Genomic DNA, 15,646 nt, shown 5'->3' with positions numbered 1-15,646 from the left:
GGGGTCAATCAACCTTGATCGTAGCTCGGCGTGGCTTCGTATGACTCCAGCGAGCAGCTGTCATCCGCCGAGGCACGGATCGCATCCGGATCCGACCAACTGAGGATTTTGAAATAGTCGGTATCGTCCTTCGGCGCGGCATTGCCTTCCGCTAGATAGATCGTCTGTTGCACATGATGGGACGCCGGATCGATCACGGCATCGAAATGCTGCATCCGATCGGCAGCCGACATGGTCCGACCTTCGAGCGCCTTGATGATCTTCATATTGTCGGTGGAGCCGACTTCCTCCACCACCCGAAGCAGCTCCCGCATGGCAATGTAACCGTTATAAGTCACGTTTCCGGGTACGCTGATGCGAGTCACGGGATAACGCTCCTGATAGGCTTTCACGAAGTCGGAAACGCCCGGCAGGTCGAGATAGTGATACCAGGTTGTGCCGAAAACGCCGAAGGCGGCGTCCGCGCCCAGGCCAAAGACATCCGGCCAGTCCTGCTGGTTGTTGATCCAGGCTGGTTTCCGGTCCAGGCCCATGTCGCTGACCTGCTGCCGCATGACCTTGAAGTCATCGCCGCCGACCGCCGCGGCAACCACGTCGGGCTTCGCTTGCTGAATTTTCAACAAGACGCTGGACCAATCCCTTGTCCCGACCGGAATCGCGACTTCGTCCATGATGTTTGCGCCAAACTTCGCTGCGACTTTCTTGGTCGCGTCATTGGTGTTCTGGCCCCAGACATAGTCGTTATAGACCAGGAACCAGTTCTTCCCGAAGGTTGAGATCGCGTTACGGGCCGCCGCGAGGGAAAAGTTCTCGCCGCTGCCGTCCCATACGAATTTTACCCGATGGCAGTTCTTGCCCGACTCGGTCGGTGAACTGGAATTGGTGTTGAAATAGACGCAACCATATTTCTGCGCCACCTGACTGATGGCATTGGCCGTGCCGGACTGAATGGCGCCGGCCAGGAAATGCACGTTTTCACGCGTGATCATGCGTTCGGCGACACGGGTTCCGGTTTGTGGATTGGTTTCCGTGTCCATCCACACGCTTTCGATCTTGCGCCCCAAAACGCCGCCTTTTTCGTTGAATTCGGCGATCGCCATTTCCGTTCCGCGCTTTTCCGCTTGGCCGGAATTCGCAAACTGACCGCTGGCGTCATGGGTCAGGCCGATCTTGATCGGTTTGTCGGATGCGGCGGCATAGACACGATTGTGTTTCCACGGCCCGAACAGGGCCGCCCCACCGGCCACGCCCGACCCCAACGCGGTTTTCAAAAAGCCGCGACGCGATTGCTTCACTCTAGACATCGGTTTCCTCCAGCTCGTTTTTTGCTTGTTCAGCTTTAATGTCCGGCTTTTTCCGCGCCGGTTGCGCACCGCCGTGGCATATCCTTCCCGGATAAGCCTATCCGGGCGGCTACGGTGCGACCTGCACCGTCTCTCCGTCGGCGGGAACGAGTATTTCCATCGCCGTGTAGTCATCCGAATGTTCGATCAGACGGTGGGGAATCTCCGGTTCCTGATACATGACCGAGCCTTCCTCCAACCGCACTTCCCCCACGCCGTCGAAATGCATCAGGGCCCAGCCCTTCAGCACATAGACCATCTGGAAATCCACTTTGTGGTAATGAAGGTCGCCCTGCCCCGGACAGGGTTGATTGGGACGATGGATATGGGCGCGGAATTTTCCGCCGGTTTTCTCGACCATACCGAAATCGCGGTAGTCGAATTGCCCCCGCAGGCCCGGCACCCATTCCGCGTCGGCCGCGTGCTGAACGTGAAATGTGCCTTTCCCGAAACACGTCGGCGGATAGCTATCCTTGGTCGGGTCGCCCGTCATTCTTCCCCCCTCATCCTATTCACAACCATCAATGGGCACGCCATAGATGGAATATTTCTTCTATTTCCATTATTAGAATGAATTTTTCATTCAATCGTCAAGAATGAATTTTCTATTATTCTTAGATGAATGAATTTTCGTTCTTTTCCATGGCCATCGCAGGCCGATGCAGGCTATACGGGGACAGCACTAGAGGCAGAAATATGAATGACTTAACCTCAGTTTCTCCGCTTGCGGCATCTTTCGACAGTCTGCGGCACGAGATCCAAGCGCGTTTTGATGAGTTGAGCCCGCATCTTCAGCGGTTGGCCCGCAATGCGCTGGAAGATCCCAACGCTTTCGCCCTGGAAACCGTCGCAACCCTGGCCGAGGCGAACGAGGTACAACCGTCGACCCTGATCCGATTTGCCAAAGAGTTCGGGTTTTCCGGGTTTTCTGAAATGCAAAAGGTGTTCAAGGTCCGCCTCATAGAAGGAGCCCCCGCCTATCGCGAGCAAATCTACCGGCATCGCCAACAATTGGAGACGGCCGCGAAGGACAATCCGGAAGCGTTATTACGCGAGTTTTCCGATGCTTCGATACTTTGCCTGGAGCGCCTGAAATCAATGGCGCCGAATGACGATCTGACCCGTGCCATCGAAATGATCGCCAAGGCGGATCAAGTCTATGTCATTGGTCAGCGCCGCGCCTTTCCGATTGCCGCCTATCTCGCCTACGGCCTTACGCGTTTGGAACAGCGCACCCAGCTACTGGACTTTGTCGGCGGCATGGTGCCTCAGCAGATCGCCATGCTGCGCCCGACCGACCTTTTGATCGCCGTAGCTTTTGCCGAATATACGCCCGCAGTCGTCGAAGCGGTGCACGATGCCTATATCAGAAACATACCGACCCTGACATTGACGGACACACCGACCAGCCCGCTGGCAAAGAACGCGCATGTCTATTTCTGCGTCGACGATGCGGACATTCACCGCTTCCGCCCCATCGCAGCGTCCATGTGCCTTGCACAGACACTCATTATCGGGACCAGCTATTACATCGACGCTGAAAAGATACAGTAGTTCGAAAGAATGGCAGTGTTTGCACCGCAAAAGGTCGGGTGACTCAAGGTCAGAGTCTGTCCGCATAGCAAACGGCCGGACCGGGCCTTCTTTGTGCTTTTCGTCGAGAGTCTTGAGTCGTTGTTCGTTGCCCTTAGCGCTTGAGTATGCCGCGTTTTCGAGCCCGTCTCCGCGCTGGCACCGGCGTAGTTGACATTTAACGGGGTACCGTTACCTTGGGTATTATAGGATGTAAGTCAGGGTGTCCGATCCGGTCTCCAAAGCCTGTCCTTGTGCCCACGGTTCGTGCGTCACACACGGTCAATTACCGGTCCCGAAATTCCTGACACCCGGTAGCTGCGCGCAATAATTCATGAACGCCATGCATCTAATAAAGGCTTTCACCTAGGGGAGGTATCGTGAGAACAGGGGATCTTTCGCCGAAACGCCTCACGGCACCGGTCTAGGTAGCGATATTGGGATATCTCTCAAGATTTCTGGGGAAAAAGAACCTCAAGAATATCGCCAACCTGCTGGACTCCAAGGAACAGTCGGAAGGTTTCGCGCTCTCGCGCTTTCAAGCCCTGAACAGTTCAGGTTTGGACCTGAAGGGCCAGGTCAGTTCGGCCTATGCAATGTCGGGGATCGGACTGGGTGCCGGTGTCGCTGCCGACCTCGGGTCGGTCATCGCCCCCCTTCTCCACCTCAAACCAGGCGTCAAGATAAAGGGTGAGGCCACGGCGAACGCGCTCGTCGTTATCGCCCGCACCCCCTGCAAGGCCTGGAAAACACTGATCGAAGAACTGCCGCAGCCGGATCCCGCCCGCATCGACGTCATCCCGTCCATACCGCCAACCGACTGGCACAGCACGCGGCCGCTTCAACTTGGTTTCCTGCGCGGCACGCGCGGCATGCTAAACGCAAAACTGACGGCGCAAGCCTGGGCCGGCATCGCCCAACCGGCAGACACAGACGAGACAGGCCTGTCCATAGGCCTTTCCGGGGAGGTCGGCGGACAAGCGGAGCACATCACCGTCTATGACGCGAACCCCAAATACTTCGGGCTCAATCCAAAGGGAAAGGACATAGCCGACGCGGTCGACGAGTTGATGAGCGTAAACATCAAAAGGAAGGCCGCCGCCTGGATCCTCATCAACGGCAACGGCATCAAGGAAGCACGGGAACTCGGCTTCCCGATCCCGTTCCTGGAGACCTTCTTCAAACAACTTCCCGCGAACACCGAAACAATCGCCAAGAATTTCGATGAGGCAACGATTCCCGACCTTGCCTCACAGTCCATCGTGAAGAACACGAACACGCTGGTATACGCCTTGGCCGAAAGAGCCCATAGCCTGAACAACATGCTGGGAAAAGGGGTCCCGGACACGGCAAGACTGGTGCAAATGCTGCAGGACTCGATAAAGGACATCAACGCCAGGATCGAGAGCCTAAAGGGAGATTTCTTCAAGGACGAAGAAGAGAGGCTTCGGGTCGAGATATGGCTGGAAAACCGTGACGATATCGCGAACCTCGAGCAACGGATCCGCGAAGCGGAAACACTGATCCGGCAGCTTGAGGAAAGAAAGCTGAACAAAAAGACCGGCGGCTTGGACTGGTCCCAGGGGTCTCTGAAGACAGGCGGCCCAGCGATGTATCTCTCGCTGATCGCGACCACCAAGCAATTCGACTTGAATGCCGGGGCAAAGGCGATCTTCAACGGCTCGTCCTTCATCGAGCGCGAGAAACCGTTGTTTCGGGCCAGCGCCAAGGCCCAAAGGGGGTTGTCCCAGAAGAAAATCGCGTTCTCGTACCAGACTCATGCGCGCGGCGTCTCTCGGGCGCTACAAGACCTGATCACGACGCAGAACACCAACGTCACCTATTCGATCTGGACAGCGCGTGCCACGGCGGTGTTGCAGGGTGCAAATATTCGCAGCCGCAAAAAAGAAAAGACCCGCGACGCCTGGACGACCATGTCCTACCGCTCGGTCCTCGTGAATTGGTTCGACACGATTCAGCAGGCCCCTTCGGGCAAACCGGGAAAGGCGGGTACCGCACAGAGCCTGCCGAACGGCAGCGGCGTGTCCTTCGGCATGTCCGTCACCGACACGAAACTTGCCGAGTACATTCGCGCCTGCAAGCCGCCGCCCGGTCAGAAGACACCACCCGCCAATATCCCCGAAGACTTGGTCCCGATGGAAGCGGCAATGACCCGCCAATTGCGTGTGACCAAGGCCGAACTCCGCCGCTTCATGCGTCATCAACCTTCGGGCATGGACAACGCTCTGCGGGAACATGACACGTTCCTGGTCGAAAGCGCCTTTGCGTTCACCCAACCGCAATCGCTGACCATCAAGAAATTCCAGGCAGTCGGTCTGCGGGACCTAGCCCCGGTCACGACACTGGAAAAGGTCAAGGATGCGGAGACTCAAACCCGCCCGCCTGAGCTGAAATTGCAATCCATTCGCCTCAGGTACCGAATCCGCGATGACAAGGAAAGACATCGTCATCCGTTCAGCTTCGGCATCGCCCCGGAATTTTTCGGAGGAGCGGAGACTGCCGATTTACCCGGTACGACCGGTGCGGAAGGCGACGACAAGGACGCTCCCCCCAAACCGGATCCGGATGTCGATCAGCCAAAAACGGAAGAAAAAAGCAAGTGGCTCAAACTGCTGATCAAATACGGCAAGAAGCTTACGGGATCGAGCTTCACAACCGCTTCCGACGAAATCTGCATGGCAGAATTGCCGATGAACTTCATCGCCGAGGCGGATTGGGTTACACGCGTCGGATGCGAAGGCATCGTCGACGTCACCATCGTCTATTTTCCGTCGCCCTACCACACGCTTAAACCCAAGGATGCCGAGGCCGCCGAAGCTTCCCAACACCAATTTCTGGGAGAGTTGCGCGTGCCCGGCGTAACGTTGTTCAGCCAATGAGCGCCATGACCGAATTCGAACGCTTCCGCGATGCTCTGCTGGAACACCTGCCCCGGCCCGTGGCCGAGGGACCGGTCATTCTTTCCCGCGACCGGCTGCAGGTCACATCAGACGGCGTAACCCTGCGCGACCTGGCCCAACTGATCGCCGATCTCGGCGGCGGTGTCGGATTCGCGCCCGAAGATGTGCCGTTGCAAGCGCTCAGGCTGTCCGACCTGGACCTCTATCGCGTGCCCGCGACCGGTCAAGTGGATCTCTCCTTCACCGTCAGTTGGGACGACCACCCGGTATCGCTTGGCGGGACTCTGGCCTTCCGTCTGGGCTCGGCGCGGTTCGAATGGATCGCCCGCAAATTGCGTGCGACGGCCACCGTGGGATTGGACATCGACGGACAGCAACTTGACGCGACACTGGAATTGCCGGCCCAGGTCGTGCGCCTCACGCTTCAACCGGGACCGGAGGCCGAGGCAATCCTGCATGCCCGCGGTCTCGCCGATGCGAGCGGCCCGCATTTGGCGCGTGCATCAATGTTGGCTTCCATACCGCTGCGCTTTGCCGATCTCTATGTCGAACTGGAAGATTTGTTCTCCATCGGTCCGGTGACGCTGGCACGGGCCGCCGGAACACTCGACCTCGCCGCATCGACCGGCGTAGAGGTTTCAGCCGATGCGCTCTTCCGAGTCGATCTCGGAAAAAAGGGCAAAATCGAGATCGAGGCAGAGGCAAAGGTGGGTCCAGGCGGCTGGTGGGTGGCGGGTCGTTTCGATGCGGCCAAGAAAGGAATAAGCATTCAGGACGTGATCGATGCGGTATCCGCCCACGAGCACCATTCGCTGACCCTGCCCGCGCCGTTGGCGGGATTGGCGCTCCGCCACCTCGATCTGGAACTGGACAGCAAGGCAGGCAGCTATTCCTTTGCCGCGACTTTGGATTGGCGCCACGATGCGGAGTTGGAGGTGCAGGTCGTAAAGACCGCGGACGGGCCAAGCCTGACCGGCAAGATGACGCTTGGCGCGGTAACGCTCACGCTCGACCTCGAATCCAAGGACGGCACCCTGCTGGCGGCGGGTTATGAGGCAGCGGGAACACGTCCCCTGTCACTCGCGGATATCGCGGACGCGCTGGGTGCCGATGCCGCCGGCGTGTTGAAAGGCATCGACGTTCATGTGGCGGCCATCGGCCTCGTCTCAGACGCCAAGGGCAATGCCCTGATCGCCGCGGAGATCGATGCCGGGATCGACCTGTCCCGGTTGGGTAATCTGCCGGTCGTCGGCGGGTTCCTGCCCCATGGTGGACGCCTTGGCCTGATGCTCGACCCCTATTTTCTGTCCGCCAAGTTCCCGAAGGGGCAAATCGACACTGCCCGCGGCATGCTGCCGGGCAAGGCGCATGTTCCGGACAAAGCCAAGCCGGGGGCGCATCTGTCCGCGGTGCTTCAACTCGGCGATCTCGTTGAGGTCCTGGACGGTGCGCAGCAAGGTGCGACCGGCCCCGCACCGCCGTCGAAACCCGCGCCCGCCGCCCCCGCGCCGGCAACGAGCGCCGGGCTGGATTGGAGCGAGATCGGCATGGCGCTCGGCCCCCTGCATGTGCACCGGGTCGGCCACAAGATCGGCAATGGTCGCGCAGACCTCGCCTTTGACGCGGAACTCTCCGTCGCAGGGCTTTCGCTAGGGCTCAACGGGCTCGGCGCGGGATACAACTTCAAGACCAGGTCATTGACGCCGCACTTGAACGGGGCGGGCCTTCACATCCAGCGCGGCACGGTGGAAATCGGCGCCGCTTTCCTACAGGACGAAGGGGACTTTGTAGGGTCGGCGACCATCGGGGTGCCACGGTTCACGCTTCACGCGCTGGGTGCTTTCACGATGCTGGGCGATACGCCGTCGGTCTTCGCCTTCGGCGCGCTCGACATGCCGCTGGGCGGGCCGGTTTTCTTCTTCGTCGAGGGATTGGCCGGTGGTGTCGGGGTGCATCGCCGCCTGAAAATGCCCGAGGTCTCAGAGGTCCATAGATTTCCATTGTTGACCGCCGCACGACAGAAAGCGGCCGGGGACGCACCGGACGAGGATCCGCTGGAACAGCTCAAGGCCCTCCACGACTACGTCGCGCCCGAACTGGGTGAATATTTCCTGGCAGCCGGGATCAAGTTCAATTCTTTCCAGCTATTGCACTGCGAGGCGGTGGCCATCGTCTCGTTCGGGCGCAGTTTCGAAGTCGACCTCGTCGGCACTGCGTCTTATGCGGTGCCGCCCGGCCGGCTGAAAGAAACGCCTGCCCTGGCGCATGTGGATATCGACCTGGTCGCCCGTGTCGCGCCGGAACGCGGCGAGATGTCGGTTCAAGGCCTGATCAATCCGCGATCCTATGTCTATTCCCCGCTTTGCCATCTCTCCGGCGGTTTCGCATTTTCGTCCTGGTCGTCGGGCGCGCATGCCGGCGACTTCGTCCTTTCGGTCGGCGGCTATCGTCGCGGTTACCTCGCCCAAGCCCATCACAAGCACTATCCGCGGGTGCCGCGTGTCGAATTGAAATTCCAGGTCACCCCTGAAGTGTATATCAAGGGCGATGGCTATTTCGCGCTAACGCCTTCCGAAGTGATGGTCGGCGGTGGTCTCCACGTCCAGGTAAACGACGGATCCCTGCATGCCTGGGCGGACTTCACGCTCGACGTGCTGATCGGTTGGGAACCGTTCCACTACGACGCCAGCATGCATATCGGGATCGGCGCGCGGTGGAAGTGCTTCCACACCTCGGCCTCCGCAAACCTGCATGTCTGGGGCCCCGATTTCTCGGGGACAGCCAATGTCGACTGGTGGATCTTCTCTTTCGATATCGACTTCGGGTCAGGTGCGCCGCCTTTCGCCCCACCGATTTCTTGGATCGATTTCCAGGCGAAGTTCCTGGGCATCGACAAACGGGCCGCGGCGGAAAAGACCCTGGGCATCTCCATCCATGAAGGCCAAGTCGGAAAGCTCGGCGATATCCCCGTGGTAGCGGCCGCAGCTCTGAAGCTCGGCACCTCCACGCTGGTTCCGGTGTCCAAGGCCACGCTTGGCAAAGGTAAAAAGGCCAAGAACGTGAAGATCACCAAGCCCAAGGGCGGGTTCGGCATGCCGCCGATGTGGGGCATCAAGTTGAACAAATCCGAGGTCACGATTGAAATAACGCTGGACGGAGCGGATGTCGCCGCGGATTTCGAGGCCGTGCCGGAAATGGCCGGCGTTCCTGCGGCACTCTGGCATCCTGGCCGGAAAGTGCCACAGGGTGCAGCCCCCATTAACGCCGTCACCGGATTCACGCTGCATCACAGAAAGCGGGTCACGCCGGGAGACTCCAAGACCCTCACTTTCGGTGACGTGGAATACGGTGACGACATTCCCGACATCGCGGAGCAATTCTGGGGACCACCCGATCCTTTTACAGGCGCTGATGCGAAGGACCTGCCACGTGACGAACTTGCCGAACTAGGGCTCGATACGACAGGGCTGACCATGGCCGATCCGGTCCTAGCGGGAGTGTCCTGACCGATGTCCAACGACCTCCTTGCGCCGCGGCTGCACCCCGACGACAGCTTCCATTTTGTGGAAAGTCATCGGCCCGCGCTGACCGCAGGCACGCTGACCGTAACCGTGACCCACACCGCCAGCCCGGCCACCGGCGGCACGCTTCAGGCCAAACGGCGTGCCGATTTTGCCGTTCAGGCGCCGCGTTTCGCCCTGCAGCCGACGGATATTGCCGCGCAATTCCCACCGCGCGGCGCAAGCGGCAATTTCTCTGCGGTCCTGCCCCATGTGATCCTGCGCCGCGACACCTTGCCCTGGGAAAGAACCGCACGTCATAAGGATGCGAGTACCGGCCATGACGACGGCGCCCCCTGGCTGGCGCTACTGATTTTCGAAGAGCATGAGGTCGCAGGCCTCGTTTCAACAGTGGATGCGGACACGCTACTGGCATCGAGCAAGGGAAAGACATCCAGCTTCGAGAAGCTCACGCCCGATGCGGGTGACGACCCGAAGCAGAAGGTAAGCGTCTTGGACTTACCGATCGCACTGGCCAAGGAAGTGCTGCCCTCTTATGGCGATCTTTCCTGGTTGGCGACCGTGCGGGATGTCACGCCGGGCGACGGGCGTGACGTCGGCAAGCCCCAATCAGTGATCCTGGCGAACCGGGTTCCGCCGTCTGTGACGGGCGAGACGCTTCGCTACGCGGCGCACTTGGTTTCGCTGGAGCATCAATACCACAAGGACACTCGCAAGAATGCCAAGCCCGATCCGGTGCATTGGGCAGAGCGCAAGCAGCAGGGAACAGTTCGCCTCATCAGCCTAACGAGCTGGAGCTTCTCGACATCCGCGCCAGCCCAGGACCTGAAGACGTTGTTGTTGGGGCTAAAGACGCGTCCCCCCATGCTTGACGTGCCGAGCCGGGCCAAGCGCACGCGCGCGCCGGTCGTGGACGGGGCAGTGCCGATGCGCCTTTCCTCCCGCGAAGGCCGTCCAACGGCGGCCTGGTACCGAGGCCCGCTCGTCCCGCACCTCCAGTTCTTCGCACCCCAGCTTCCAGCTTTGCGGGCGGAGGCGCTGATCCGTCGCGATGCCGCCACGGGAATGGAGGATATTTCCTATGCCGCCGCCTGGGAGTTGGGCCGCCTGATCGCGGTGCGCGATCCGGAAATCGGTATCAAGCTTCGTCAGTGGAAACGTCACCACGCGGAAGCGACCCGCGCCATAGGGCGCCTCAAAGATGCAGGCGTCGATGATATCGAGACCGCCGGACCGCCGCCCTTTGCGCTGACAGAGTGGTTCGAACAGGCCCTCGGCCTTCTACACCGCGTGCCGTTCGATTATCTCGTGCCGCGGCCCGACCTGCTGCCGCAGGAGACGGTGATGCCCTTTTACCTCGATCCGAAATGGGTCCACGCGCTGATGGATGGCGCGTTTTCTGTCGGGCGGACGTCGACCGCCTTGCAGCGGGAAGACGAGGCCCTGGTCGACAATGAACCGGAACTAAAGGCCTTGATGCGGGACGAGGTTTATCGCAGCGGCGTGCTGATCCGTTCCCGCATCGTGACCGGATGGCCGCATCTGATCGTCGATGGCCTGACGGAGCAAGACGACACGCCCGTAAAAATTTTGCGTTTCGACCGGTTGGGGCGAGACACGCTGCTCGTCATCTTCGACCAGCGAGTGGAGCATATCGACATTCATCCGCATCCCCAGGCGATGCATTTCGCCGTGCCCATCGACGGCGCTACCGGAAAACCCAGCCATGAACGGGCGAGCGGCACGGGCGTGCTCGATATCGCCGCCCTCGCCAAAGGAAAAACACATTCCGGGGATTTCCAATCCGAACTCGTCAAAGGCGTGCCGCGCCTCACCGTCAGGATCGAGGTTCCTAAATGACCATGCTAGGGATTCCCATCGCCGTCGACGGATTGCGGCTTGAACGGGAGAAACCCGTCGTCGGCCCCAGAGTGTCGTTCGAGCGGCTGCCCTGGACCGATGGAAAGCGGGATCACAACGCCTCCACACCGCCACTGGCGGAAGTGGTTGCTGCCGAGCCGTTCTCCGACCACACACATTGGCTCGCCCCCGGCGTGCATCTGCACTGGGCTCTGCCCGACGGCTTGGCCCGGGGCGCCACGGTACAGCGCCCGGGCGCGGGGATCTCGGTTGACGGTTTGTGGGTGCCGGCCGCGCCGAACCGCTGGCTCGTGCTACGCATGGCCCAAGCGACGGGAAAGAGTACGGGCAAGAGCAAAGCCAAGGCCAAGCCAAAAACGGTCGATAAGGCTTGGCTGGTCGAGAGCGACTATGTCCACCCCGATCCGAACGCGGCGGGAGACGCCATCGCCTACCCCCTGCCGCATGCGCAAGAAACCGGTCGCCCCTACATTCGGTTGGGCCGGCAGTTCGAGCTGTCCGGCAAGGATTGGAGTAAACAGGACGCGGACATTTTCGATCACGGCCAGCACCTGACCAATATCGCCCCGGCGCTCACTGCGCTTGGTTACGGCGATCCCGTTTTCGCGGCGCATTATCCAAGCTGCCGGTCGGTCTTCGGCTGCCACGACCCCGATCCCGGCACCGAAGAGAGGGTCTATCACGTCTTCGGCTGGTTCGGTACGGAAGCGGAAGATCCCCTTGGCCAGTTGCTGCGAAGCGTGGCAGGCGATACCAAGCGATTGAGGGCCGCACTCGAGGCGGCGAAAGATCGCCACGGGCGGGACGATCCCAATAAGCCGGTTACCTTGGAAGACGCGCGCACGGCGCTTGTAACACTCTTGCGATTCAAACCCGGCGCGGCGAATCACGATGGGCGAGCAGAGCACGAATTGCCGCTTACCGAGAAAGAGGCACGAGCCGCCCTTGCAACCCTTGTCGGGGAGCGGTTCGGTTGGCGGATCGACGACGACACGGCAGATGCATTGCCGCAATCCCTGCTGTGTATGGGAAGCGTCCGCGTGGCACCTGGGGACGGCGTGCCCGAAACACCGCCGGAATTGACTCTGGATCGGATCTCCGTCGGTGAAAGTCCGCTGGAGGCCTTCACGACCCATGTCATGCGGGGTATCCCGGACGATATCGTCTCGCACGAGGAGGTCATGCGCACGCTGTCCGGCCGCGACCATTCCGATGAGGTCCGAGATCTTGCCGGAAAGATCGACGAGGCCCGGCACCTTGAGCGTTTCACAGCCCGTAAGGGACATGCGGAATGGGCCATCCGTCCAGCGGAAACCGGGTCGAACCCGGAAACGGCGGGGCTTAAACTGCCCGCAGCGCTGGCGGACCTGCTGAACCGCCTTAACGCGGCGCAGGGCGCCTATGACAGGGCGGCGGACCGCGAGGACTCGCTGCGCCAGGCACTCTTCAACGGCTGGTCGCACTATCTGCGGACACTGATCCCGGAAGACCCTCGCGCACCGGTCAACGCCGATGTGGACGGTATGCGGGCATGGATTGCCCGAAACTGTCTTGAGCCGCTGGAACAACAAATGGCGGAAAAGGGCGACCTGATCATCGCCAGGGATGCGGTTGGGCGGGTGCTTGTGGAAACGGCGTCCGGCCTTGCCGCCGCCGACCCTTTCCGGATTGGGCCCGTGGCCGGGATCGCAAAAGGAACGGTGCTGCGCGAGGTTCCCGACCCCCGGGCGCCGATCCGCGGGCTGATCGTGTCCTCGGGTTTGATTATCGACGATGTCATTCCCCTCGGCGCATCGGGGACAGCTCGGGCACCGCGCAGCGGCAACCCGCACGAAGTTCGCTTCAAGGACGGCGAGGTCCTGAGAGCGTTGAGCGGCACATTGGTCGATTACGGTGGGCACAGGGTGCTCGCCACGCTCTACGTCGAAACAAGTTTCGGCCGCTGCCTCGGCCCCTTCTCCTGGCACGGCGACGGGGGGAGTCCGTTCCGGCTGGAAGTGCCACCGGGCATGCAGGCGGTCGGGCTGGAAAACCACAATGTGAACTTTCAGAACGGCTTGGCAATTCTGCTGACGCCAGCCGGCGAGCAGCCCGCGCTCGCCGCGCGTCATGCGACGCTGGCGCGCGCCGTGGCGGATGCCACGGCCGAACTTCAGGCCGCGCTGGACGACGCAAATGCGGAAGGCATGGCCCTGACCCTTCGGCAGACACCAGGCGCGCGGTTCTACGCGCCACAGGACCCGGTCCTCTCGCTGGAGGGTAAGGCCTTGATGCCGTCCGATCGGCACGGACAGGACGGCGCCGCGGAACCGGGCGGCTTGCTGCGTTGCCGCCGTATCGATACAGGCAGTTGGAACCGCGACAAAAAAGCGGTCCCCAAAGCACTTGAGAAGCTGATAGCCGATGAGACCATAATGGGAGAGGCGCGGGTCTCGAATCCCGACGACTGGCACCCCATCGAATTCGAGTGGCAGGCGGAGATCGAAAGCCTGGCCGACGGCACCAACGGGGAGACCGGCGCTTATGATCCCGCTTTCGTCCTCAACAGTCAGAGCTTGCGCGGGGATGCCGTCGACTTCACCCCCGCCGGCAATGCGGAGTCACTACTGCGTTCTTACCGGTATATCGCCGGACGCGCGGTCCTCAACATGTCCGAAGGGTCGCGTCTGACGCGGCAGATGGTCGACCTGACCCAGACGGGCACCAAGCAATGGGCCATCCCCTTGGCCACGACAAACCTGCAGATAACGCCGATCATCGCCCGGCTAGGCGGGTTCAACGAACTGCTCACCATGCAGGAAGGTCAGCCGCAATTGCCGGTAACCGACCCCCTTGCACTGCCGGCGGGACAGGAATTCGCCGCCCGAATCCGGACCGCGCTGGGCGGGTTCCACCCGGCGAGCCCGGTGCCGGACGCCTCATTCCATCCGATCCGGTCGGGCGAAATGGTTCTGCAGGTAATCCGGGTGATCGACAGTTTCGGCCGCACGCGCCAAGGACGGCCAGGCCAGGTCCATACCACCCCAGCAATGGCGCCGCTTTCGGGCGGCAGCGACCGAATGCGCCTGCCCCTGCGCATCTCGCCGCCGGCGCGGCTTCGCTTCCGTTGGCTCTCCGCCGCCCATGACGATGCCGAAAGCGGGCTTCACCCTGCCGCAACCCCGGTGCGCGGCTGGCTGTTGGCCGATTTCCTAGACGGGGCGATCGACATCTACGACACTTCGGGCCGGTTCCTGGGCGCGGTGGGTCGCGACGCCACCTGGCAGCCCGCCCCCGGCGATGACAACGCGCCGGCTACCCTGCGGGAGATTCCCGATCCCGGACTGCGCGATGTCGTGAACTGGCTTTTGTCGGAGGGGGACGCGACCCGGGTTGCCGCCTTCCTCGCCACGCTGGAGGCAGGGCTGGACCAGATCGACCCGGCGGATGCAACCCAGCACGCGGCCCGCGCGCTGCTCGTCTCCCGCCCCGTGGCGGTGGTCCGCGCCCGCTTGGCCATGGAAACCCTACACGGCCTGCCGGAAGAACTTTCGCGCGAAGCCTTCCGGGCGAGGCTAGCCGACCGCCCGCGCCCGACGCACGGGGTCGAGAATGTGGACTTCCCCGTACGCCTGGGCGAGCACCGACATCTTTCGGACGGTCTGTGCGGCTATTGGCTGGCGCCGGAGCCGGGCGCGCCCCTCGGCACGCTCTATACGGCACCTGACTTGGCCGCCGGGATCGCCCATACCGGGATCATGACGCCCAAAGGGGACGACCCGGCGACGCATCCGCTCCGCCTAAAGCTCGACGGCGATACGCATGACCTGACCATGCTGGTCGATCCCCATGGTGACGTGCACGCCACAACCGGGGTGCTGCCGGTCAAGGCAATCTCGCTGCCGCCCGAGTTCTACCGGGAGCAGCTCGCGGGCCTTCGGATTACCTTCCCCGCCGGGCCGCTGCTGATGCCGGATGGCACTGTCGAGGTGCCGCTACCGGCGGAGCCGGGCTATTCCTGGTCTTGGCTGGAGCGCGAGCCGGGCGGCTGGCACACCGTGCCGCATCACCCTGTCATCGCCCGCACGGATATCCTGGGCGCCTTCGGGCCCGCAGGCTCGAAAGTCTGGGAAATCCTGCTGGCGACGGGTCAGGTCAGGCCGCTGAACGCGGCAACCGTAATCACGGACCCCGCAGCGGTGACCGTCGGCCGACTTCATCCGCCGGATCCCGAGGCGGCGGCCGACCGCTACGACGCCATCAACCTGACGCCCGCCATCGTGGAGCGAGCGCTTCACACCCTGAAATCGGCGATCGCCGATACGGTCGAGACCGCGCGTCTCGACCACCAGACGGTCGCGCGCCGCGGTTGGCTACAGCTTGAGACGGACCGCGCGGCAACGTCCGGCGGGGAGGACGCGTAATGGGC

Annotated in this window: 7 protein-coding genes; 5 read left to right on the top strand and 2 right to left on the bottom strand. The window is 61.8% G+C overall.

What is annotated here, in order from left to right; all coding sequences use genetic code 11:
- Window positions 1-8: 8 nt before the first annotated feature.
- Together EOI86_RS22905 and EOI86_RS22900 are read right to left on the bottom strand one after the other, a co-directional pair.
- On the bottom strand, window positions 9-1,304 hold the full coding sequence (locus EOI86_RS22905) for an ABC transporter substrate-binding protein (protein WP_127768009.1): 1,296 nt from the start codon (window positions 1,302-1,304) through the stop codon (window positions 9-11).
- Window positions 1,305-1,413: 109 nt separating this feature from the next.
- A complete protein-coding gene (locus EOI86_RS22900; RefSeq protein ID WP_127768008.1) occupies window positions 1,414-1,836 on the bottom strand; it encodes a cupin domain-containing protein in 423 nt (140 codons plus the stop codon).
- Window positions 1,837-2,039: 203 nt separating this feature from the next.
- On the opposite strand from EOI86_RS22900, the gene EOI86_RS22895 reads away from it, so the two are divergent.
- The 5 genes from EOI86_RS22895 (at window position 2,040) to EOI86_RS22875 (ending at window position 15,641) form a co-directional block, all read left to right on the top strand.
- Window positions 2,040-2,897: a MurR/RpiR family transcriptional regulator gene (locus tag EOI86_RS22895; protein WP_161973971.1), complete on the top strand. Its 858-nt coding sequence runs from the start codon at window positions 2,040-2,042 to the stop codon at window positions 2,895-2,897.
- A 455-nt stretch (window positions 2,898-3,352) separates the two neighbouring features.
- Window positions 3,353-5,815 carry a hypothetical protein gene (locus EOI86_RS22890; RefSeq protein WP_127768006.1) on the top strand — a complete coding sequence of 821 codons (2,463 nt, stop codon included), beginning with the start codon at window positions 3,353-3,355 and terminating at the stop codon, window positions 5,813-5,815.
- On the top strand, window positions 5,812-9,342 hold the full coding sequence (locus EOI86_RS22885; RefSeq protein ID WP_161973969.1) for a DUF6603 domain-containing protein: 3,531 nt from the start codon (window positions 5,812-5,814) through the stop codon (window positions 9,340-9,342). Before EOI86_RS22890 ends, EOI86_RS22885 begins: the two co-directional genes overlap by 4 nt.
- 3 nt (window positions 9,343-9,345) lie before the next feature.
- Complete coding sequence (locus EOI86_RS22880; RefSeq protein ID WP_127768004.1) at window positions 9,346-11,217, top strand: hypothetical protein; 1,872 nt, start codon at window positions 9,346-9,348, stop codon at window positions 11,215-11,217.
- The gene (locus EOI86_RS22875; RefSeq protein WP_127768003.1) at window positions 11,214-15,641 is read left to right on the top strand and encodes a hypothetical protein; all 4,428 of its coding nucleotides are present in this window, start codon (window positions 11,214-11,216) and stop codon (window positions 15,639-15,641) included. Before EOI86_RS22880 ends, EOI86_RS22875 begins: the two co-directional genes overlap by 4 nt.
- The last annotated feature ends 5 nt before the right edge of the window (window positions 15,642-15,646 follow it).

The sequence above is a fragment of the Hwanghaeella grinnelliae genome (assembly GCF_004005845.1).
Lineage (GTDB): Bacteria > Pseudomonadota > Alphaproteobacteria > UBA8366 > Aestuariispiraceae > Hwanghaeella > Hwanghaeella grinnelliae.
Note: the sequence above shows the minus strand (reverse complement) of the source record. Positions and strands in the feature narration are given on the sequence as shown.